Source organism: Arthrobacter sp. YAF17 (assembly GCF_052113365.1).
Taxonomy (GTDB): Bacteria; Actinomycetota; Actinomycetes; order Actinomycetales; family Micrococcaceae; genus Arthrobacter.
Window position 1 is genome coordinate 1 of record NZ_JBFRDB010000014.1, and the last position, 22,345, is coordinate 22,345.

Sequence of the window (22,345 nt, forward strand, 5' to 3'; positions counted from 1 at the left end):
CGGTAGGACTCGGCCAGGTGCTTCGTCACCGCCTTGCGCTCACCCATCGTCAATCCCATCCCTCAAGGATGTCCGCGGCCAACGTCCCGGAGCTTTTCCCATGAGGCAACGTATCCGGCTACGCGGAGGTTTTTTATGAGTCAACGCGGATGCTTGTGATGTGCCTGCCGCCCCACTAGCCTAGGACCTACTTCGTGGCGTGCGTCACGTGACCTGGGAGCAGCAGGCAGGGTTGTAATGAGCTGGCGTCAACAGACGTCGGCTCTTTTTTGTGGGCCGGCGGAGAAGGAAACGGACGCGAAATGCGTACGAAATTTCTATGTGGCATTTTGGCTCCACCTACCGGAAGTTGGGAACCGCACCATGAGCAGCAGGATTGTCCTCGGACAGAACCAGTACGGTAAAGCCGAAGTCCGCGTCGTCAAGATCACCCGCGACACCGAGCGCCACGAGATCGACGACCTCAACGTCACCTCGCAGCTCCGCGGCGACTTCGCCGCAGCCCATCTTGACGGCGACAACAGCCACGTGGTGGCAACCGACACCCAGAAGAACACCATCTACGCGTTCGCCCGCGAGGGCATCGGCTCCCCGGAGGCCTTCCTGCTTCGGCTCGGAGAGCACTTCACGTCCAGCTTCGACTGGGTGACCGGCGGCCGCTGGGAGGCCGAGTCCTACCGCTGGGACCGCATCCAGGCCCACGGCGCGCCCCACGACCACTCCTTCGTGCGCAACGGCCAGGAGGTGCGGACCGCGGTGTTGGTCCGCGACGGCGCCGAACGGCACCTGCTCTCGGGCCTCAAGGACCTCACCGTCCTCAAGTCCACACAGTCCGGCTTCACCGGCTACCCGAAGGACAGGTACACCACCCTGCCGGAGACCACTGACCGGATCCTTGCTACGGAGGTCTCCGCCCGCTGGCGCTACCGGACGGGTACGGATTTCGGTTCCGTCGATTTCAACCAGGGCTACGAGGACATCAAAGCCCTGCTGCTGGAAGGCTTCACCGAGAAGTACTCCCACGCCCTGCAGCAGACCCTGTTCGACATGGGCGCGAAGGTCCTCGACGCACACCCCGGGATCGACGAAATCAGGTTCTCGATGCCCAACAAGCACCATTTCCTCGTGGACCTCTCGCCGTTTGGCCTCGACAACCCCAACGAGGTCTTCTTCGCCGCCGACCGCCCGTACGGCCTGATCGAGGCGGCCGTGCAGCGCGACGACGCCGCACCGGCCGACGCAGCCTGGGCCGGGATTGCCGGCTTCTGCTAGCGCCCGCCGCAGTCACGATCGGCAATGGGCCGCCGGAATCCTGCCCCGGGAGGCTAGTGTGTTCGCCAAGACCGACCCGGATCGCTGCCCGGATTCCCGTCCCCTGATTCACCGAAGAAGAAGGACCACCATGGCTCTCACAGTTTCAGCCCACCGCCCCGTAGACCGCGCCGGGGAGATCCTCACTCCCGAGGCGCTGGCCTTCATCGAGGAACTGCACCTGCGTTTCGCCGCAACCCGCGGGGAGCTGCTCAAGGCCCGCGCGGCCAAGCGCGAGGACGTGGCCCGCACCGGGCGGCTCGATTTCCTGCCGGAGACCCGCGACATCCGCGAAGCTGACTGGTCAGTGGCCGCCGCCCCGTCGGCCCTGCAGGACCGACGGGTGGAAATGACGGGCCCGGCCGCGCCGGCCAAGATGGCGATCAACGCCCTGAACTCCGGGGCGAAGGTCTGGCTGGCCGACCTCGAGGACGCCAGCACCCCCACCTGGCCCAACGTGGTCGAATCGATCCTGAACCTCGGCGACGCCGCTGCGGGCACTCTGGCCTACACCTCCCCTGAAGGCAAGGAATACAAGCTCCGGACCGACGCCCCCCTCGCCGTCGTCGTGGCCCGCCCGCGCGGCTGGCACCTGAGCGAACGGCACTTGCTGATCGACGGCGAACGCACCGTGGGCGCCCTGGTGGACTTCGGCCTGCACTTCTTCCACACCGCCAAGCAGCTGCTGCAGAACGGCGAGGGCCCCTACTACTACCTGCCCAAGATGGAGAGCCACCTCGAGGCCCGGCTCTGGAACGAGGTCTTCGTGTTCGCCCAGGACTACGTCGGCATCCCGCAGGGCAGCATCCGTGCCACGGTCCTGATCGAGACCATCCCGGCGGCGTTCGAAATGGACGAGATCCTCTACGAACTCCGCGACCACGCCTCCGGACTGAACGCCGGGCGCTGGGACTACCTGTTCAGCATCATCAAGTATTTCCGCGACGCCGGTCCGAGCTTTGTGCTCCCGGACCGCGCCACCGTGGCCATGACCGCGCCGTTTATGCGCGCCTATACCGAGCTGCTGGTCAAGACCTGCCACCACCGCGGCGCCTTCGCCATGGGCGGCATGGCGGCCGTCATCCCCAACCGCCGCGAACCCGAGGTGACGGCCCAGGCCTTCGAGAAGGTGCGGGCGGACAAGACCCGTGAGGCGAACGACGGTTTTGACGGGTCCTGGGTGGCCCACCCCGACCTGGTGCCGGTCTGCCGGGACGTATTCGACGCCGTCCTCGGCGAACGCCCGAACCAGCTGGAGAGGCAGCGCCCGGAAGTCTCGGTCACCCCGGACCAGCTCCTGGACATCGCCTCCGCGAACGGAACGGTCACCGAGGCAGGCCTGCGCCTGAACCTCTACGTCGCCGTCGCCTACACCGCGGTGTGGATCTCCGGCAACGGCGCCGTCGCCATCCACAACCTGATGGAGGACGCGGCGACGGCGGAGATCTCCCGCTCGCAGGTCTGGCAGCAGATCCGCAACAACGTGGTCCTCGCCGACACCGGCCGGACCGTGACCCGGGAGCTGGTAGCCGGGATCCTGGCCGAGGAAACCGAGAAGCTCCGGGGCGAGGTGGGCGAGGACGCTTTCGCGAAGCACTACCAGCCCGCCAGCAAGCTCATCGGCGACATCTGCCTCTCCGAGGACTACACGGACTTCCTCACGACGCCTGCCTACGAACTGGTGGACTAAGCCCGTGGCTGCGCCCCCCTCCGGTCCGCCGGCTGCGCTCCCCTCCGGGGCTCTCTCCGGCGCCGACCTGGACAGGATCGACGCCCAGCTCGCGGCCACGGACCTGCTGCTGGAGCGCAACTACCCCGGCGACGACGGCACCCGCCAGCCGGTCCACACCGTCTACGTCTCCGCCGACCGCTTCACTCCCGGCTTCGCCGCGGACTGGGGCGCCCAGGCCCAGGCCGCCGCCGACGCCCACGGCGGGCTGGAACGGCTCGGCACACTGCTCGGCCAGGACCCCGCCCTGGCCGCCGCCGTCGCATCCCGTGTGGCGGAGAAGCTCCTCAGCGAGCCGATCGAGGATCTCCGGCTGGACTTCGAAGACGGCTACGGGGACCGGGGTGACGACGTCGAGGACGCCGACGCCGTCGCTGCCGCGGCCGCCGCGGCCGCCGCTGTGGCGGACGGCAGCGCCCCGCCGTTCATCGGGATCCGGTTCAAGTGCTTCGAGGCGGCCACCCGTGCCCGCGGGCTGCGCACCCTGGACCTGTTCGTCTCCGGCCTGGCCGCCGCGGGCGAGCTCCCGGAGGGGCTGGTCCTCACCCTGCCCAAGGTCACCACCGTGGCCCAGGTGCAGGCGATGGACTACGCCGTGTCCCGGCTGGAGGAGGCCCACTCGCTGCCCGCCGGCCGCCTGCGGTTTGAAGTCCAGGTGGAAACGCCGCAGCTGATCCTGGGCCCGGACGGCACCTCCCCGGTAGCGCAGCTGCCGCACGCTGTCCCGGGCCGGATCAGCGCCCTGCACTACGGCACCTACGACTACTCGGCCTCCCTGCAGATCTCCGCCGAATACCAGTCGATGGAACACCCGGCGGCGGACCACGCCAAAGAGGTGATGCAGCTTGCTGTGGCCGGAACCGGCATCCGGCTCTCCGACGGGTCCAGCAATGTCATGCCCGTCGGCGACGGCGTGCAGGACGCCTGGCGGCTCCACGGCCGGCTGGTCCGCCGGTCACTGGAGCGCGGCTACTACCAGGGCTGGGACCTCCATCCCGCCCAGCTGCCGAGCCGCTTCGCCGCCACCTACGCCTTCTACCGGCAGGGCCTTCCGGCCGCCGCCGCACGGCTCCGCAACTATGTGGAGCGCACCGAGGGCGGGGTGATGGACGAGCCCGCCACGGCCCGGGCATTGGCCGCCTTTGTGCTGCGCGGCATCCAATGCGGCGCAACGAGCGCCGCGGAAGTCCTTGAGCTGACAGGTCTCAGCCTGCCCCGGCTGACGGGCCTGGCACACCCCCGGCTGGCGCAGCCGTCAGCCTCCCCACCCACTGACCGCAACCACTGACCTCAACCAGGAGTGAGCCCATGAGCAGCTACTTTTCCCCCGAGGGCGGCCTGCCGCCGCAGACCCAGCTCCTCACCGACCGTGCCGTGGTCAAGGAGGCCTACACGGTCATCCCCAAGGGCGTGCTGCGCGACATCGTCACGTCCAACCTGCCCGGCTGGACCAAAACCCGGTCCTGGATCATCGCACGCCCCATCGCCGGCTTCGCCACGACCTTCTCGCAGCTGATCGTGGAAGTCGCGCCGGGCGGCGGCAGTGACAAGCCCGAGGCGGAGGCCGGCGTCGAAGGCGTCATTTTCCTCACCAAAGGCGAACTGACCCTGACGCTCGACGGCGAGCGCCACCGCCTGGAGCCCGGCGGCTACGCCTACCTCGCCGCGGGCTCGGACTGGAAGGTGTCCAACGACGGGGCCGGGGAGGCTGCCAGTTTCCAGTGGATCCGCAAGGCCTATGAGCCGCTGGACGGCTTCGCGGCGAAGTCCTTCGTAACCCGGGACCAGGACGTGGAGCCGCGGCCCATGCCCGGCACGAACGGCGCCTGGGCCACCACCCGGTTCGTGGACCCGGACGATCTGGCCCATGACATGCACGTCAACATCGTCACGTTCCAGCCCGGCGGGTCGATCCCCTTCGCCGAGACGCACGTGATGGAACACGGGCTCTTTGTCCTGGAGGGCAAAGGCGTCTACCGGCTCAACGACGACTGGGTGGAAGTCGAGGCCGGCGACTTCATGTGGCTCCGCGCGTTCTGCCCGCAGGCCTGCTACGCCGGCGGACCGGGCCCGTTCCGCTACCTGCTCTACAAAGACGTCAACCGGCAGGTCCGGCTTACCTAGACACGGCTTGCTAGCCTGAGGCTGTGAAGTACGAGTCCCTGTGGATCGGAATGCTCGTTGGCGCGGCCCTCGGCCTGGTCATCGGCGTGGTCAGCGCCGACAAGCCCTTCACGGGCCTGCTGATCGGCGTGGGCATCGGGGCACTGGTTGGCCTGGCAGCCCGGAAGGACCCCACGAAGGGCTAGGAAGATCCCTGCGCACCAGAAAGGAACACCATGGCGTACTCCGTGAACTGCACCATCCTGCTGACCGAACTGCCGCTCCTGGAACGGCCCGCCGCGGCGAAGGCGGCCGGCTTTGACGCCGTCGAGTTCTGGTGGCCCTTCGCAAGCTCCGTCCCCGGCGACGCCGAGCTCACACGCTTCGAGCGGGCGATTACTGACGCGGGCGTCCAGCTCACCGGCCTGAACTTCAACGCCGGCGACATGCCCGCCGGCGACCGCGGCCTGGTCTCCTGGGCGGGCCGCTCCGCCGAATTCAGGGACAACATCGACGTCGTGGCCGGCATCGGCGGGCGGCTCGGCTGCAGCTCGTTCAATGCCCTCTATGGCAACCGGCAGGACGGGCACACCCCCGAAGCCCAGGACGAGCTGGCGGTCCAGAACCTCGCAGCCGCGGCCGCCGCCGTCGCCCGCATCGGCGGAACCGTGCTGCTCGAACCGGTCAGCGGCGCCCCGCGCTACCCGCTCCTGACCGCCGACGACGCCCTCCGGGTCATTTCCCGGGTGAAGGAGGACACCGGCGCGGAGAACATCAAGCTCCTTGCCGACTTCTATCACCTGTCCGTCAACGGGGAGGACGTCTCCGCCGTCATCGACCAGCACGCCCGCGACTTCGGGCACATCCAGATCGCCGACAGCCCCGGCCGCGGGGCTCCCGGCACCGGCGGGCTTCCCCTGGACGACTGGATCGCCCGCAGCCGCCAGCTCGGCTACGAGGGCTACATCGGCCTCGAGTACAAGGAACCGGCAGCAACCGCGTTCGACTGGGCCCTCCGCCAGCCGGCCCGGTGACCGCACCGCGGCCGCCGCCGCCGTCGCCGTCGCCCGTCAGGGGCACTTCGACACGGACGCGCCGGCCGCCGTCGCAAATTACGACGCCGACTCCCCCAATGCGCCCCTCAACGGTTCGCCGGCACATCCTCTGGGGAAGCCCGCAAGCAAGGTAGACACAGTAAGCAAGGAGAGCCTGAATGCCTGAAGGAACCTTCGACCTCGTCATCCGCGGGCAGCGCGTCCTGACGGCGGCGGGGACCTCGCCGTGCGAGGTGGGGGTGCGCGGCGGGAAGGTCGCCGCCATCGAGCCGCTCGGCGTCGGGCTCTCCGGGACGGAAGTCATTGAGCTAGCGGACGACGAAACCCTGCTCCCGGGTCTGGTGGACACCCACGTCCATGTCAACGAACCGGGCCGCACCGAGTGGGAGGGCTTTGCCTCCGCGACCCGGGCGGCGGCGGCCGGCGGCGTGACCACCATCATCGACATGCCGCTGAACAGCATCCCGCCCACCACCACGGTGGACGGCCTCAACCGCAAGCGCGGGGTGGCCGAGGGGCAGGTGTTCGTTGACGTCGGGTTCTGGGGCGGAGCGGTGCCCGGCAACAAGGCGGACCTGCGCGCACTTCACGACGAGGGCGTCTTCGGTTTCAAGTGTTTCCTGCTGCCGTCCGGCGTGGACGAATTCCCGCACCTGGACGCCGAAGAGCTGGAAGAGGACCTCGCCGAGCTCAGGTCCTTCGATTCGCTTATGATCGTTCATGCCGAGGACCCCCAGGCGATCGAACATGCCCCGCACCAGGGCGGCGGCCAGTACGCGGCGTTCCTCGCGTCCCGCCCCCGCGGCGCGGAGAACAAGGCCATCGCCGAGGTGATCGAACGGGCCCGCTGGACCGGCGCCCGCGCCCACATCGTGCACCTGTCCTCCTCGGACGCCCTGCCCATGATCGCCAGCGCCAAGCGCGACGGCGTCCGTCTCACCGTGGAGACGTGCCCGCACTACTTGACCCTGATGGCCGAGGAAATCCCCGACGGAGCCACCGCCTACAAGTGCTGCCCGCCGATCCGCGAGGCCGCCAACCGGGAACTGCTGTGGAAGGGTTTGGCGGACGGGACGATCGACTGCATCGTCTCCGACCACTCCCCGTCCACCCTGGACCTCAAGGACCTGGAAAACGGCGACTTCGCCGTGGCCTGGGGCGGGGTTTCCTCGCTCCAGCTGGGCCTGTCGCTGGTCTGGACGGAGGCACGGCACCGCGGCATTCCGCTGGAACAGGTGGTGTCCTGGATGGCCCGCCGGCCCGCCGAACTCGCCAGGCTGGCCACGAAGGGCCAGCTCGCCCTGGGCTTCGACGCCGATTTCTCGATCTTCGCGCCCGAGGATTCTTTCGTGGTGGACGCCGCCAAGCTCAGGCACAAGAACCCCATCACCCCCTACGACGGCAAGACCCTGTCCGGGGTGGTCCGCCGGACCTTCCTTCGCGGCCGTGAAATCGACGGCCGCACCCCCCGCGGACAACTGCTCCGCAGGGGAGGAGGAGCTGTCCCGCCGGGAGGTGCGCCCGCAGCCCAGGCAGAGGTGCGCGGTCCGGCGGAATACAGCCTCTGAACCGGTGGTTGTTTAACGACAGACCGCTTAGTCCGCAGACACCAGCAACAGACCCCGAAGGAACGCCATGAGCCCCAACACCCCCATCAAGCTCCAGCCCGGAACGCCTGCCCCGGAGTTCACCCTTCCGGACGCCGCCGGGCAGAAGGTGTCACTAGCCGACTACCGCGGCAAGAACGTCATTGTGTACTTCTACCCGCAGGCTGCCACCCCGGGTTGCACCACCGAGGCCTGCGATTTCCGCGACAGCCTGGCCTCCCTGCAGGGGTCCGGCTATGAGGTGCTCGGCATCTCCCCGGACGCCCCGGAGGCCCTTGCCGAGTTTACGGGCGACTTCGCACTGACCTTCCCGCTGCTCGCCGACGAGGACCACGCCGTGGCACTGGCCTACGGCGCGTGGGGCGAGAAGCTGGTCAACGGCGAAGTCACCGAGGGGATCGTCCGCTCCACCGTCGTCGTTGACCCCGAGGGCAGCGTCCGGCTGACCCAGTACCAGGTCAAAGCGCAGGGGCACGTCGCCGCACTTAAGGACGCGCTCGGCGTCTAGGCTCTCGCGTCGTACCGGCGCACTGGGTAGGCTCGGTCCAAACAGCGCCGGCAACGGCCTACGCGAAGGCGGACACGTGGCAACTGGAACAAAGCAGGATCCCTGGGTGCTCAAGACAGCCCCCGGAACGTCCGAGTACACCATGTACCGGGACGAGGAGTCCGATCCCGCCGCCCTCGTATGCCAGGTCGGCTCCACGACGCTGAAGTATCACCTCCGGGCCGTTGAGGACCTTCAGCTGTGGCTGATGGAGCGGGTCGATTGGGTGCCGCTGGGTGCCGCCGACGAGAACAAGCCAGCCGCCGAAGGAACCGTCGAAGCATGGGGGCGGGATCCGGAGAACCCCGTGGGCGGCTGGTACGGGCTGCGGAAGGGCTACCGCGGCCGGTTCGGCATGTACCTTCCGCCGTTGTTGGAAGCGCTGGGCCTGGTTGAGCTCACGCACGACAAGCGCAACAACTCCGTCCGCGCCATCATCGCCGACGCCTCAGGCCCCGCTATCCCTGCCTGACCGGGGGCGGCCCGCCGGCGTTTCCGCGGCGTTTTCGGACAAGCGCACCGGGGATCCAAGGCGCGGCGGTCCGAAATCGTAGCGTCCGTCAGAAAACGGCGAAGCGGCCTACACCCGGGTCCCCGCCACGATGGTGGCCGTGGAGCGGAGCCGGATGGCGCCGTCGTGCTCGTAGCGGCCCAGCAGCTGGAAGATATCGGAGCGGATCAGCTCCCGGGATTCCCTGTCCGCCCGCGCCAAGCCCACGGCCACGGTGGTCGCAATGTCGGTCATGAACTCCCAGTAGAGCTCGGGTGACGCCTTGACCAGGTCCGTGCTGACCTTCCGCTCGCTGACGTCGACCAGTCCGGCCTCGCGGAAGAGCCGGCCCATGAACCCCTGCGCCGCGCAGCGGAACAGCCCCGGCGTGCCCGGCGGCGGCGGGGGCAGTTCGGTGTGGCGGGCGATCGTGCCGAGGATCAGGCTGGCCCACGGGTTCTCGGCGGCGCGGCCCCAGACGGCGGCGCTGATCCGGGCGCCCGGCTTGGCCACGCGCACCATTTCGCCCACAGCCGGGGTCATCCTGGGGAAGAACATAAAGCCGAAGCGGCAGAGGACGGCGTCGAAGGATCCGTCCTCGAACGGCAGGGAAGCGGCGTCTCCGACGGCGGTGTGCACGTTGGCCACGCCGCGGGCTGCTGCCTTCTCGGAGGCCACCCGCAGCATTCCCGCCGACAGATCCAGCAGGGCGACGCTTCCGCGCGGAACGAGGGCGGCGGCGGTGAGGCCCGGTTCGCCGGTTCCGGCAGCGACGTCGAGGACCACGGAATCCGGGCGGAGCCCCGCCTCCCGGATGACGGCGTCGCCGAAAGGGGCGTGCCAGCCGAGGATTTCCGCGTCCCATTTGCGCCAGCCGGCGGAGAACTCGTCCCAGGTGCTGCGCTGCTGGTCCCTGATCTGCTCCGCTGAGGCTGACATGGCGCTCCTAGGCTGTTCCGTGCCCTCCCCCACCCCTTAGTGTGCGCCCCTGCACCGGGCCGTAGCAATGGCTCCCGGGGCAGTAGGCTTAAGACCATGGCTACCCCCGAAAACCCCGGCACCCCCAGCGAGCAGCACGTCCCCGAACGGCGCGAAATCACCGTGCGCCGGGCGCCGAAGTACGTGCCGTTCCTGGTCCTGGGCGGACTGCTGGGCTTTGGCGTGGCCGCCTTCCTCGCCTACGGCCTCCCCGGCGATGAGGCCTACGATGCCAGCGCGGTGTTCGGCTTCTTTATGATCATGTGCGGCGCCGGCGGCGTCATTCTGGGCGGCACCGTCGCACTCATCCTGGACCGGTTGAGCGTCCGGCGGGCCAAGCACGCCGTCGTCGAGTCCGTCCCGGATTCCGTTCCCGACAACGGGGAGCAGCAGGGCGCCTGAGCGGCCGCAGGTCATAAACCGGCCGCCGGGAAAGTCCTACCGCACAACGTGAGATAATCAACCAGTGGCACGCGGCGATGGAAAACTTTCTCATGACCTTCTCTCTGGCGAAAAAGGCCCCCAGGACGCATGTGGCGTCTTCGGGGTCTGGGCTCCCGGCGAAGAGGTCGCAAAACTCACCTATTACGGGCTGTACGCACTGCAGCACCGGGGTCAGGAGTCTGCTGGCATAGCGACCAGCGACGGCCAGCGGATCAACGTCTACAAGGACATGGGACTCGTATCCCAGGTCTTCGACGAGACCACGCTGAACACCCTGACCGGGCACTTGGCCGTCGGCCACTGCCGTTACTCCACCACCGGCGCCAGCCACTGGGCCAACGCGCAGCCCACTCTGGGCGCGACGGCGACCGGCACCGTGGCCCTGGCCCACAACGGCAACCTGACCAACACCGCCGAGCTCAAAGCCATGATCGAGGACCGCAACGGCGGCCAGCTCAGCGGCGAAATGAAGCAGGGCAACACCTCGGACACGGCCCTCGTCACCGCCCTGCTGGAGGGCGAAGAGGGCAAGTCGCTCGAAGAGACCGCGATGGAACTGCTGCCCAAGATCAAGGGCGGCTTCTGCTTCGTCTTTATGGATGAAGGCACCCTCTACGCGGCCCGCGACACGTACGGGATCCGCCCGCTCTGCCTGGGCCGGCTGGAACGCGGCTGGGTGGTCGCCTCCGAGCAGTCCGCCCTCGCCACGGTCGGCGCCAGCTTCATCCGCGAAATCGAGCCCGGCGAGTTCATCGCGATCGACGAGGACGGCGTCCGCTCCCAGCGCTTCGCGGAGGCGACGCCGGCCGGCTGCGTCTTCGAATACGTCTACCTCGCACGCCCGGACGCCTCCATCGCGGGCCGCTCCGTGTACGAGTCCCGCGTGGAAATGGGCCGCCAGCTGGCCCGCGAAAACACCCAGGAAGCGGACATCGTCATCCCGGTGCCGGAGTCCGGCACCCCCGCGGCCGTGGGCTACGCCGAGGAATCCGGCATCCCCTTCGCGCACGGCTTCGTCAAGAACTCCTACGTGGGCCGCACGTTTATCCAGCCCTCGCAGACGCTGCGCCAGCTCGGCATCCGGCTCAAGCTCAACGCCCTCGAATCCGTGATCCGCGGCAAGCGTGTGGTGGTCGTGGATGACTCGATCGTCCGCGGCAACACCCAGCGCGCGATCGTGCGGATGCTCCGCGAGGCCGGCGCCGCAAGCGTCCACATCAAGATTTCCTCCCCGCCGGTCAAGTGGCCCTGCTTCTACGGCATCGACTTCGCCTCCCGGGCGGAACTGATCGCCAACGGCGCCACGATCGATGAAATCACCCAGGCCATCGGCGCTGACTCGCTGGCCTACATCTCCGAAGACGGCATGATCGAAGCCACCCGGCAGCCGCGCGAACGCCTGTGCACCGCCTGCTTCACGGGCAAGTACCCGATCGAACTTCCGGCCGCCGACAAGCTGGGCAAGAACCTGCTGGAGCGCCCCGACTCCGTCGGACAGCCTGTCGGACTCCCCGCCGCCGGCGCTCCTGCCGGATCCGCCACGGGTGCTGCCGACGTCGATCCCGCCGTCGCCGACGATGAGGACCCCGCCGAGAAGGCCGGGGCCACGGGCTGCGATCCGGGACCGGACGCCGAATTTGAAGAACTGCTCACCGATGCCGACCGCGTCACCTCAGCCGACAAGAAAGAGCCAGTATGACTTCCGCCTCCCCGGCCGCTGACATGAATGCCGCCCAGAACGCCGTCGGCATCACCTACGCCTCCGCCGGCGTCGACGTCGAAGCGGGCGACCGCGCCGTTGAACTGATGAAGGGCGCCATCAAGGCGACCCACAACTCCTCGGTGATCGGCGGCGTCGGCGGCTTCGCGGGCCTGTACGACGTCTCGAAGCTGCTCACGTACAAGCGCCCGCTGCTGGCCACGTCCACGGACGGTGTGGGCACCAAGGTCGCCATCGCGCAGGCCATGGACATTCACGACACCATCGGCTTCGACCTCGTCGGCATGGTGGTCGATGACATCGTCGTCGTGGGCGCCGAGCCGCTGTACATGACCGACTACATCGCGTGCGGCAAGGTTGTCCCGGAGCGCATCGCGGACATCGTCCGCGGCATCGCGGCCGCCTGCTCCGTCGCCGGCACCGCCCTGGTGGGCGGCGAAACCGCGGAGCACCCGGGCCTGCTGGGCGAGCACGAGTACGACGTCGCCGGCGCCGCCACCGGTGTTGTCGAAGCCGCCGACCTGCTGGGCCCGGACCGCGTCCGCGCCGGCGACGTCGTGATCGGCATGGCTTCCTCCGGACTGCACTCCAACGGCTACTCCCTGGTCCGCCGCGTCATCAACCACGCCGGCTGGGCCCTGGACCGCCACGTCTCCGAATTCAGCCGCACGCTGGGCGAGGAACTCCTGGAGCCGACCCGCGTCTATGCTGCCGATTGCCTGGACCTGGCCCGCACCTTCCCGGTGAACGGCTCCGCCGCCGGCCAGGCCGTGCATGGCTTCAGCCACGTCACCGGCGGCGGTCTCGCCGCCAACCTGGCCCGCGTCCTGCCGCAGGGCCTGGTGGCCACCGTGGACCGCGCCACCTGGCAGCTCCCCGCCATCTTCCGGCTCGTCGCCGAGCTGGGCAACGTCCCGCTGGCCGATCTGGAGCGCACGCTGAACCTCGGCGTCGGCATGGTCGCGATCGTCTCCCCCGAAGCCGCCGACGCCGCCGTGAACCGCCTCAACGAGCGCGGACTGCCGGCCTGGGTCATGGGCACCGTGGAGGCGGACTCGGACTCGATCGTCAAGACCGGCCCGGACTACGTGCAGGGCGCCAAGGGCGTCGACGGCGGTGCCGTCCGGCTGGTCAACGCCTACGCCTAAACCCCCAAGCACTAACATCGAGTGCTCTATAACCGCCGTTTAGAACGTCCAAAACGGCGGTTATAGAGCACTCGATGCGTGTCTAAACCTCCAGCAGGCTGAACACGCCGCCCTGCGGGTCCTCGAGGGTGGCGATGGTGCCGGCTTCCTCCACCTCGTCCGGTTCGATCAGGACCGTGCCGCCGGCGGCTACGGCCGCTGCGACCGCCTCGGGGACGCTGGATACCCCGAAGTACACCTGCCACCCCGGCTTGAGCGTGCCTTCCGCGTCCGCGGGGACGGCGGCGATCCCGGCCACCTCGGCGCCGTCCACCATCAGCGTGGTGTACTTGCCGCCGTCGTCCTGCGGGTATTCGGTCACGTCGTGCCCGAACAGCTGCTGGAAGAATCCGACGGCGGACTGCGGCTCGGGCGTCAGGAGTTCGGCCCAGGTCAGGGCCCCGGGTCCACCGCCGCGGGTGGTGCCGAGGTGGCTTCCGGCCTGCCAGGCGCCGGTGGTGCCGCCTCCGGGCGGGGCGAAGAAGACCATCACACCGGTTTCGCCCACTGCCTCCGGACCAAACTCGAGGGTACCCCCTGCGTGGCCGAGGCCGGCGGCGAGCTCCGCGGCGTCGGGGGATGCGAAGTACACGTTCCACTGCGGCGCGGCCCCGGCGGCATCCTGCTGCGGGTTCTGCGGCGCGATGACGGTGACCAGGTCGTCGCCCAGGAACGCCTGCGCGTAGCTGCGCCCGTCCGGGGTGGGCAGGTCCTCGAAGCGCCAGCCGAACACCGCGGCATAGAAGGCTTTGGCCGCCACGACATCGCTCGTCTGGAGGTCCGTCCAGCAGACCTCGCCTTCGGTGAATCCCGTGCGCATGGTCATGGCAATCCTTTCGGAAATTTGTGGTGCGGGCCGGGTGGTGCCGGCAGCTTCAACCTAGCCTGAGGCTCAGGCCTGGACAACTGCGCGGACACTCCGCGGCGCATGGCCGGGCGGAGTAGCCGGGCAGCAGAAAACCCGCCGTCCACGCCCGAACTGGGAGTGGCCGGCGGGCCTGAAATCACGTGGTCGGCAATCCGCGAGCGGAACAGCATGCCGGAAAGAAGTGTCGACTAACCTATCCGACGGGAATCTACCTCGTCGTCGTCCTCTTCCACATCGTCCGCGTACTTATCCACATAAGCCGAATAATCCGGCTCAACGGGCTCACTCGAGAAACGACTCGGTGCACGACCCTCAGAGCTCTTGAGCTCACGCTGAAGCGCAGAGTAGTCAGTGTTCGGGGAATAGTACTTAATATCCCGAGCCTGCTTGGTAGCTTTTGCCTTTTGACGGCCGCGCCCCATGGCGTGACCCCCTTTTGTACTCGGACCGGAGGTGGTCACCATTGGCGATCGGTGAGGCCCCGGAATGTTTGGTCAATTTGTCGTACACCTAGATTACATGCTTTCTGCCGCAACTGCTCCCCGGGACGGCCGCTGTGGACACTGTTGCCCGCGCCGCAGCCCCGGACGGCGCCCCGGCGGCATGCGGCCCGCGCGGCATCTTAGATAGAGTTCCGTAGTGGACTTCCGGAAACGGGTCCTTGCGCCGGGCGTCCAGCCGCGGCAAAGACGCACGAAAGTGGTGAATTATCAGTGACCGAAGAGAACGAAAGGCCCGGCGGCGCCGGCATGCCTGGGGTTCCCCCTGCCGGCGGACCCGGCGGACGGTCTGCCCCCGCCGTATCGTCTGCCGTGCCCCCGAAGCCCTCGACGCCGCCGACCTCCGCAACGCCGGTTGTCCCGCAGGCCGCTCCCGCCGAGCCCCCGGTTGCGCAGCCCGTTGAGCAGCCCGCGGCCCCGACCGCACCGCCGCCCGTCCGCCCCTTCGTGCCGCCCGTCAGCCGGCCCGACGCCGGGCAGCCCCGCTCCCGGCGTTCCGGCAGTGCCCAGGTCGCTCCGGGAGCCGCAGGCAGCGCCCTCGCAGGGGCTGGCAAGGCGGCATCGGAGAAGGCCTCGCAGCTCGGCGGATGGCTACGCCGCCAGAGTCCGGCCCGGCTCGGCGCCGCGGTGACCGCCGTCGTCGTTATGGGACTGCTGATCTGGTGGCTGACATCACTCGGCGGCAGCAAACAGACAGTCGCGGATACCTCCTCCGCCCCCGCCGGGACCGCGGCGTCGTCCGCCCCCGTGAGCCGGGGGGCGCTTCCGCTGGAGGGGGTCGGCCCGCTGGACTTCCAGGCGGGCGATTGCTTCAAGGACTTCGACCCGGAGGCGCCGCAGTCCACCATCGTGGACTGCGCGACGGGGCACTCAGCACAGCTGATCGCCATCCATCACTATCAGGAGTCAGACGGCTATCCCGGCCTGGCGGCGCTGAAGGACAAGGGGCGCGAAACGTGCCGCAGCGCGCAGTTGACCGCCGCCGCCACCAACTACGACCTGAAGCAGCGCAACGCCTACCCGAGCTCCACGAGCTGGGACAACGGCGACCGCCGGGTGGACTGCTACGTCACCGCGGGTACCGGGAACGTCATTATGGAATCGCTGGTTCCCTAAGGCGTTCCCGCGAGGGATTCTGCACAAAAAAGAAACTGCCAGCCGGAGCAAGGTCCGGCTGGCAGTTCTTGTTTAATGCTGCGGGGTCCTGACGCAGCGGGGCCTACTCCTTGCGGCGGACGGTGAGTCCGCTGCCGGTGGACGCGCCGCCGGCGGGCCGGTCCGAGGCTTCTGCGCCGCCCACGGTGAGCTCCATGAGGTCCGGTTCGGTATCGACGAGCACGGTGTCGCCGTCCGTGATGTCGCCGGCAAGGATGGCCTTGGCCAGGCGGTCGCCGATTTCGCGCTGCACCAGGCGGCGCAGCGGCCGGGCGCCGTAGGAAGGGTCGAAGCCCGTCACGGCGAGCCAGGACCGGGCCCCCTCGGTCACTTCCAGGTTCAGCCGGCGGCCCTTGAGGCGTTCGCCCAGCTCCTTGACCTGCAGCTCCACGATCCGGGACAGCTCCTCGATGCTCAGCGGATCGAACAGCACCACCTCATCGAGCCGGTTCAGGAACTCGGGCTTGAAGGAAGCGTTCACGGTGGCCATGACGGCATCGCGCTTGGCGGCCGCGTCGAGCGTCGGGTCCACCAGGAACTGGCTGCCAAGGTTCGATGTCAGGACCAGGATCACGTTGCGGAAGTCCACGGTGCGGCCCTGGCCGTCGGTGAGGCGGCCGTCGTCGAGCACCTGCAGGAGGATGTCAAAGACCTCGGGGTGGGCCTTCTCCACCTCGTCCAGCAGCAGCACGGAGTACGGCCGGCGCCGGACGGCCTCGGTCAGCTGGCCGCCCTCCTCATAGCCCACATAGCCGGGAGGGGCGCCGACAAGGCGGGCCACGGAATGCTTCTCCGAGTACTCGGACATGTCGATCCGCACCATGGCGCGTTCATCGTCGAACAGGAAGTCGGCCAGGGCCTTCGCCAGCTCGGTCTTGCCGACGCCGGTGGGGCCCAGGAACAGGAAGGAACCGGTGGGCCGGTTGGGGTCGCTGATCCCCGCCCGGGCCCGTCGGACGGCGTCCGAGACCGCAGTGACGGCCTTGGCCTGGCCGATCAGCCGCTCGCCCAGCACGTGTTCCATCTCCAGCAGCTTCTGGCTCTCGCCCTGCAGCATGCGGCCGGCGGGGATCCCGGTCCAGGCCGAAATCACCTCGGCGATGTCGTCGGCGGTGACCTCGTCGGCCACCATGAGGTCCTGCTTGGCCCCGCCGCCGGCCACGCGGGCGGACTCCGCTTCGGCCGCCACGTTGAGTTCGCGCTCCAGGGCGGGAAGTTCGCCGTACAGGATCCGTGAGGCTGCCTCGAGGTCGCCTTCGCGCTGGAACTTCTCTGCGGCGGAGCGCAGCTCGTCGATCCTGGCCTTGAGGTCGCCGACGCGGTTCAGGCCCGCCTTCTCGGCCTCCCAGCGGGCGTTGAGCCCGGCCAGTTCTTCCTTCTTGTCCGCCATGTCCGCCCGGATCGCCACCAGCCGCTCCACCGACGCGGGGTCGGTCTCGTTGGCCAGCGCCAGTTCCTCCATGGTCAGGCGGTCCACGGAACGGCGCAGCTGGTCAATCTCCTCCGGGGCGGAGTCGATCTCCATGCGCAGCCGGGAAGCGGCCTCATCCACGAGGTCGATCGCCTTGTCCGGCAGCTGCCGGCCGGAGATGTAGCGGTTGGAGAGCGTGGCCGCGGCGACGAGGGCGGAGTCGGCGATGGCGACCTTGTGGTGCGCCTCGTAGCGTTCCTTGAGCCCGCGCAGGATGCCGATGGTGTCCTCCACGCTGGGCTCGCCGACGTAGACCTGCTGGAAGCGCCGTTCCAGCGCCGGGTCCTTCTCGATGTTTTCGCGGTACTCGTCCAGCGTGGTGGCGCCGATCAGGCGCAGCTCGCCGCGAGCCAGCATGGGCTTGAGCATGTTGCCGGCGTCCATGGAGCTGTCCCCGGTGGCGCCGGCGCCGACCACGGTGTGTATTTCGTCAATGAACGTGACGATCTGGCCCTCGGAGCTCTTGATTTCCTCAAGGACCGCCTTGAGCCGCTCCTCGAATTCTCCGCGATACTTGGCGCCAGCCACCATGGACGCGAGGTCCAAGGCGATCAGGGTCTTGCCGCGCAGGCTCTCGGGGACGTCGCCGGCCACGATCCGCTGGGCCAGTCCTTCGACGACGGCGGTCTTGCCGACGCCGGGCTCGCCGATGATGACGGGGTTGTTCTTGGTGCGGCGGCTCAGGACCTGAATGATGCGGCGGATCTCGGCGTCGCGGCCGATCACCGGGTCCAGCTTTCCGGAGCGGGCAACAGCGGTGAGGTCGGTGCCGTACTTCTCCAGCGCCTGGAAGGAGTTCTCGGGGTCGGCGTTGTCCACCTTGCGGTCGCCGCGGACACCCGGCAAGGCGGCGAGCAGCGCCTCGTGGGAGGCGCCGGCGTCGCGCATCAGCTTTCCGACGGCGTCACTTCCGGACGCGAGCCCCAGCAGCAGGTGCTCGGTGGAAACGAAGCTGTCGCCGAGCCGCTCGGCCTCGTTCTGGGCGTTCTTGATGGCCTGCAGGGCGGTGCGGGACAGCTGCGGCTGCTGCACCGAGCTGCCGGAGGTGGAGGGCAGGGCCTTGATGGCGGTGCTGGCCTGGACGCTGACGGAATCCGGGTCCGCCCCGGTGGCGCGGAGGAGGGCGACGGCGACACCCTCGCGCTGGTCCATCAGCGCCTTGAGCAGGTGGGCGGGTTCGAGCTGGGGGTTCCCCGCCGTCGAGGCGTTCATGGCGGCAGCCGCGAGAGCCTCCTGGCTCTTGGTGGTGAATTTGGCGTCCAAAGAGAGCTCCTTCCGGGAACATGCTGATATTAAAGTTGAGTGTACTCCGCTCAACTTTGCATAGAGTCCCTTTGGGTCCATGTTTGCCGACGGCGAAATGACTGTCCAGTGCCGGAGTCCCCCGCGCGGCGCCCGGCACCCCACTCTGGGACATGCCCTCCGCCCGCGACCGCCACTGGACATAGTCCCACCATGTCCAGTGTCCGAGCCCAAGCCTGGACATGTCCCGGAGGATTGGGCCGCAAGACTGGACATGCCCTCCTGGACTCGGCGCCCGGACTGGACATGCTCTCCCCAGGCGCCGGGCAATGGACATGGTCCCACCACGTCCATTGTCCGGGCCCAAAACTGGACATGCCCCGTGCATCCGGGCGCGAAAAATGAGCATGCCTGCCGGGCGCCGCGAGGGATGAGCATGTCCCGTCGGGTCCGGAGCGGGGATTGGGCATGTCCCGCGAAAATCACTTAACGTTGCTTAAGATTCGGGAGCCTCCCTACTGTAACTGAGGTCACAGGAACACAAACGGACGCGAAGGAGGGCCGGACATGCAGGATCACGCCACAAGCGCCACCCTGGGTGGCCGCGTGCCGCCGGTTTCGGCCGCCGCTGTGGCCCGGGCGGCAGGGGTCTCCTCCGCCGCGGTGTCCTACGTCCTCAACGGCAAGAGCGGCGTCTCGCCGGAAACCCGACGCCACATCATCCACGTGGCAAACGAGCTGGGCTTCAGGCCCCGTAAGTCCTCGCAGTCCACCGACGCCCAACGCACCCGGGTGATCGGCCTCATCCTGCCGAACATCATCAACCCCATGTTTCCGAGGTGGGCCCAGGGCATCATTTCCGCTGCAGCCGAGTCCGGCTACGAGGTGTTCGTCGCTACTACCCAGGACGACCCGGACGTGCTCGCCCAGGTCACGTCGACCCTCGCGAACCGCAACGTGGACGGCATCATCCTGGCCGCCTCACTCCGGGACGACGCCACCGCGCTCCGCACCCTGAGGGCCGCCCGAATCCCGTATGTCTGCCTCTCGCGGCGGGCCGACTTCCTCGACTCCGACTTTGTCGGGATCGACGACGACGCCGCGGCGACCACGCTGATGCAGCACATGCTGAGCCATGGTTTCACGGAGATCGCCACTGTGATCGGTCCGCGGTTTTCCACCGCGTCCCTGGCCCGGGAACAGGCGTTCGTCCGCACCGCCGCCGCCGCGGGGATCAGCATCAGCGGCGACCGCAAGATCAGCACACGGGTCAACAACGAGGGCGGACGGCTGGCGGCCGAGCGTCTGTTCTCCGCGGAGACACCGCCGCAGGCCGTCGTGTGCGGGAGTGACGAACTGGCCATCGGCGTTATGGAATACGCCCTGGCCCAGGGACTTCGGATCCCGGAGGACGTCGCCGTCGCCGGCTGCGACGGCCTCCCGCACAGCCGATCCGGGCTCATCAACCTGACCAGCATCGTCCAGCCCCAGCAGGAGATGGCCCACGAGGCCTTCGCCATGCTGCTCAGACGCATCGAAGCCCCCTCCGGCACGTACAGCTCAAAAGTGTGCCCGCACCGCCTGCATATCGGGCGCACCTGCGGCTGCACCCCTCCAGCCCGCTAGCCCCGCCACCGCACCACACCCAAGGCCAGCCACCCTGGCACCTTCCCTACTGCCCTGTTGCCCGGCCACCGGGCTGCCCGAACCGCCCATCCACCTGCCCTGACCACCAATTCAAGGACGAAGACCCATGTCAGTTGTATCCGCACCAACGAAGATGCGCACACCAAAGGAAATCAACGGTGTGATCCTCCGCAGAGTCATGCCGCTGCTCATCGGCGCCTACATCATGGCGTTCCTGGACCGCACCAACATCGGCATGGCCAAGGACCGGCTCGAGATTGACCTCGGCATCTCCGCCACGGCCTACGGCATCGGCGCCGGCCTGTTCTTCCTGACCTACGCCCTCTCCGAAATCCCGTCCAACCTGATCATGCACAAGGTGGGCGCGCGTTTCTGGATTATGCGGATCATGATCACGTGGGGCATCATCTCCGCCTGCATGGCCTTTGTGCAGGGCGAATGGTCCTTCTACATCATGCGGATGCTGCTCGGCGTCGCCGAGGCCGGGCTCTTCCCCGGCGTGATGTACTTCCTGACCCAGTGGTTCGTCGTGAAGGACCGTGCGAAGGCCAACGGCATGTTCCTGCTGGGCGTGTCCATCGCCAACATCGTCGGCGCACCGCTGGGCGGCCTGCTCCTCACCATGGACGGCTTCGGCGGCCTGCACGGCTGGCAGTGGATGTTCATCATCGAAGGCCTGCCCGCCTGCGTCCTGGCCTACGTCGTCTGGAAAAAGCTTCCGGACCGTCCCACCCAGGCCACGTTCCTCACCGCTGAAGAAGCCACCGACCTCGAAGCCCGCATCGCCGCAGAGGAAAAGGCGGGCGCTGAAGCGTCCGGCAACCACCGCCTCCGCGACATTCTCAGGGACAAGCAGATCCTGCTTGTGGTCGGCATCTACTTCACCCACCAGATCGCCGTCTACGCGCTGTCCTACTTCCTGCCCTCCATCATCGGCACGTACGGCAAACTCAACCCGCTGCAGATCGGCCTGCTGACGGCCATCCCGTGGATCTTCTCCGCCGCCGGGGCCCTGCTGGTTCCCCGGTTCGCCACCGACGGCCGGCGCTCCCGCCTGCTGGTCACGGGAACGATGATCGGCATCGTCTCCGGCTTCGCCCTCGGCGCAGTCGGCGGTCCGCTCCTGGGAATGATCGGCTTCTGCCTCGCCGCCTTCAACTTCTTCGCACTGCAGCCGATCCTCTTCACGTACCCGGCCACCCGGCTCACCGGCGCCGCCCTCGCCGGCGGCATCGCCTTCGTCAACACCATCGGCCTCTGCGGCGGCTTCCTCGGCCCGTACGTGATGGGCATGATGCAGGACGCCACCGGCTCCAAGCTCTCCGGGCTCTGGTTCATCGTGGGCATGTGCATCATCGGCGCCCTGCTCTCGCTCATGCTCAAGCGCGGCACCGAAAAGCCCGAGCTCGCCCCCGTAGCCCACTAAGCCTCACCGGCCCGACTGATCCTGCTGACGCGCGCCAGACGCGCGGGCGTCAGCAGGATCAGTCCACCGCTCCACCAACGCAAGGAAACGTCATGGATTTCAGCTCAAAAAGGGTGCTGGTCACCGCCGGCGCCAACGGCATCGGCCTGGCCATCGCCACCAAGTTCCAGGCGCTCGGCGCCGCCGTCTTCGTCACGGATATTGACCCCGACGCCGTCGCGAAGGCCCGCGTCAACGGCCTAGCCGCCGCCGTTAGCGACGTCTCCGACGAGGACCAGGTCCGCGAACTGATGTCCCTGGTCCAGTCGGAACTGGGCGGCTTGGACGTCCTGGTCAACAACGCCGGCATCGCGGGACCCACCGGGCCTCTCGAATCGCTGGACACGGCCGCTTGGAAGGCGACCTTCGACGTCAATATCCACGGCCAGTTCTTCTGCATCAAGCACGCCCTGCCGATGCTGCGGCAGGGCAGCGAAGCCTCGATCGTGAACCTCTCCTCCGCCGCCGGCCGGCTGGGCATGGCCGGGCGCAGCGCCTATTCGGCGTCGAAGTGGGCCGTGATCGGGCTGACCAAGACGCTCGCGATCGAACTCGGCCCCGACCGGATCCGGGTCAATGCGATCTGCCCCGGCGCGGTCAACGGCCCCCGGATCGACGCCGTCATCGCGGCCAAGGCGCAGATGCTGGACCTCCCGGCGGACCAGGTCTCCGAGCTCTACCACAACCAGTCCTCGCTGGGACGGCTGATCGAAGCCGAGGACATCGCCAACATGGCCGCCTTCGCCGCCAGCGACATGGCCCGCAACGTTAACGGCCAGGCCCTGGCCGTCGACGGCAACACCGAGAAACTCTACTGATCCGGCCA

General features: G+C 68.2%; 20 protein-coding genes. 16 read left to right on the top strand and 4 right to left on the bottom strand.

From position 1 onward, the window contains the following. Positions 1-363 precede the first annotated feature (363 nt). From pucL to AB4Y67_RS12530, 9 genes are all read left to right on the top strand, one after another. On the top strand, positions 364-1,272 hold the full coding sequence (gene pucL / locus AB4Y67_RS12490; RefSeq protein WP_441406100.1) for a factor-independent urate hydroxylase: 909 nt from the start codon (positions 364-366) through the stop codon (positions 1,270-1,272). Positions 1,273-1,402: 130 nt separating this feature from the next. Further along, positions 1,403-3,001 carry a malate synthase A gene (aceB, locus tag AB4Y67_RS12495; protein WP_441406101.1) on the top strand — a complete coding sequence of 533 codons (1,599 nt, stop codon included), beginning with the start codon at positions 1,403-1,405 and terminating at the stop codon, positions 2,999-3,001. Between the two features lie 4 nt (positions 3,002-3,005). Further along, positions 3,006-4,328: a DUF6986 family protein gene (locus tag AB4Y67_RS12500; protein WP_441406102.1), complete on the top strand. Its 1,323-nt coding sequence runs from the start codon at positions 3,006-3,008 to the stop codon at positions 4,326-4,328. 20 nt (positions 4,329-4,348) lie between these two features. Further along, positions 4,349-5,164, top strand: coding sequence for a bifunctional allantoicase/(S)-ureidoglycine aminohydrolase (locus AB4Y67_RS12505; protein WP_441406103.1), 816 nt, complete (start codon positions 4,349-4,351; stop codon positions 5,162-5,164). Between the two features lie 23 nt (positions 5,165-5,187). After that, positions 5,188-5,349 (top strand): hypothetical protein, encoded by a 162-nt coding sequence (locus AB4Y67_RS12510; RefSeq protein WP_441406104.1) that lies wholly within the window; start codon positions 5,188-5,190, stop codon positions 5,347-5,349. A 30-nt stretch (positions 5,350-5,379) separates the two neighbouring features. Further along, positions 5,380-6,177 carry a hydroxypyruvate isomerase family protein gene (locus AB4Y67_RS12515; RefSeq protein WP_441406105.1) on the top strand — a complete coding sequence of 266 codons (798 nt, stop codon included), beginning with the start codon at positions 5,380-5,382 and terminating at the stop codon, positions 6,175-6,177. 179 nt (positions 6,178-6,356) lie between these two features. Next, complete coding sequence (gene allB, locus AB4Y67_RS12520) at positions 6,357-7,766, top strand: allantoinase AllB (RefSeq protein ID WP_441406106.1); 1,410 nt, start codon at positions 6,357-6,359, stop codon at positions 7,764-7,766. 67 nt (positions 7,767-7,833) lie between these two features. Further along, complete coding sequence (gene bcp / locus AB4Y67_RS12525; protein WP_441406107.1) at positions 7,834-8,313, top strand: thioredoxin-dependent thiol peroxidase; 480 nt, start codon at positions 7,834-7,836, stop codon at positions 8,311-8,313. 76 nt (positions 8,314-8,389) lie between these two features. Then, positions 8,390-8,824: a DUF6855 family protein gene (locus AB4Y67_RS12530; RefSeq protein WP_441406108.1), complete on the top strand. Its 435-nt coding sequence runs from the start codon at positions 8,390-8,392 to the stop codon at positions 8,822-8,824. A gap of 108 nt (positions 8,825-8,932) precedes the next feature. Here the strand turns inward: AB4Y67_RS12530 and AB4Y67_RS12535 are convergent, their stop codons facing one another. Further along, positions 8,933-9,781, bottom strand: coding sequence for a class I SAM-dependent methyltransferase (locus tag AB4Y67_RS12535; protein WP_441406109.1), 849 nt, complete (start codon positions 9,779-9,781; stop codon positions 8,933-8,935). A 96-nt stretch (positions 9,782-9,877) separates the two neighbouring features. Here AB4Y67_RS12535 and AB4Y67_RS12540 point away from each other — a divergent pair, with 96 nt between their 5' ends. The 3 genes from AB4Y67_RS12540 (at position 9,878) to purM (ending at position 13,132) form a co-directional block, all read left to right on the top strand. Next, positions 9,878-10,222 carry a hypothetical protein gene (locus AB4Y67_RS12540; protein WP_441406110.1) on the top strand — a complete coding sequence of 115 codons (345 nt, stop codon included), beginning with the start codon at positions 9,878-9,880 and terminating at the stop codon, positions 10,220-10,222. 64 nt (positions 10,223-10,286) lie between these two features. Continuing rightward, entirely contained in the window at positions 10,287-11,963 is a 1,677-nt protein-coding gene (gene purF / locus AB4Y67_RS12545; RefSeq protein WP_441406111.1) for an amidophosphoribosyltransferase, read from the top strand. Next, positions 11,960-13,132 carry a phosphoribosylformylglycinamidine cyclo-ligase gene (gene purM / locus AB4Y67_RS12550; RefSeq protein WP_441406112.1) on the top strand — a complete coding sequence of 391 codons (1,173 nt, stop codon included), beginning with the start codon at positions 11,960-11,962 and terminating at the stop codon, positions 13,130-13,132. Before purF ends, purM begins: the two co-directional genes overlap by 4 nt. Before the next feature lie 82 nt (positions 13,133-13,214). Here the strand turns inward: purM and AB4Y67_RS12555 are convergent, their stop codons facing one another. Further along, on the bottom strand, positions 13,215-13,997 hold the full coding sequence (locus tag AB4Y67_RS12555) for a VOC family protein (RefSeq protein ID WP_441406113.1): 783 nt from the start codon (positions 13,995-13,997) through the stop codon (positions 13,215-13,217). Between the two features lie 230 nt (positions 13,998-14,227). Then, complete coding sequence (locus AB4Y67_RS12560; RefSeq protein ID WP_082492711.1) at positions 14,228-14,461, bottom strand: DUF3073 domain-containing protein; 234 nt, start codon at positions 14,459-14,461, stop codon at positions 14,228-14,230. Between the two features lie 390 nt (positions 14,462-14,851). Between AB4Y67_RS12560 and AB4Y67_RS12565 the strand changes: the two genes are divergently transcribed. Next, positions 14,852-15,655: a septum formation family protein gene (locus AB4Y67_RS12565; RefSeq protein WP_441406114.1), complete on the top strand. Its 804-nt coding sequence runs from the start codon at positions 14,852-14,854 to the stop codon at positions 15,653-15,655. A gap of 103 nt (positions 15,656-15,758) precedes the next feature. On the opposite strand, the gene clpB is transcribed toward AB4Y67_RS12565, so the two are convergent. Then, the gene (clpB, locus tag AB4Y67_RS12570; RefSeq protein ID WP_441406115.1) at positions 15,759-18,428 is read right to left on the bottom strand and encodes an ATP-dependent chaperone ClpB; all 2,670 of its coding nucleotides are present in this window, start codon (positions 18,426-18,428) and stop codon (positions 15,759-15,761) included. A gap of 546 nt (positions 18,429-18,974) precedes the next feature. On the opposite strand from clpB, the gene AB4Y67_RS12575 reads away from it, so the two are divergent. The 3 genes from AB4Y67_RS12575 to AB4Y67_RS12585 all read left to right on the top strand — a co-directional run bounded on the left by AB4Y67_RS12575 (position 18,975) and on the right by AB4Y67_RS12585 (position 22,337). Further along, positions 18,975-20,033 (top strand): LacI family DNA-binding transcriptional regulator, encoded by a 1,059-nt coding sequence (locus tag AB4Y67_RS12575; RefSeq protein WP_441406116.1) that lies wholly within the window; start codon positions 18,975-18,977, stop codon positions 20,031-20,033. A 127-nt stretch (positions 20,034-20,160) separates the two neighbouring features. Beyond that, a complete protein-coding gene (locus tag AB4Y67_RS12580) occupies positions 20,161-21,480 on the top strand; it encodes an MFS transporter (RefSeq protein WP_441406117.1) in 1,320 nt (439 codons plus the stop codon). 92 nt (positions 21,481-21,572) lie between these two features. Then, positions 21,573-22,337: an SDR family oxidoreductase gene (locus AB4Y67_RS12585; protein ID WP_441406118.1), complete on the top strand. Its 765-nt coding sequence runs from the start codon at positions 21,573-21,575 to the stop codon at positions 22,335-22,337. The last annotated feature ends 8 nt before the right edge of the window (positions 22,338-22,345 follow it).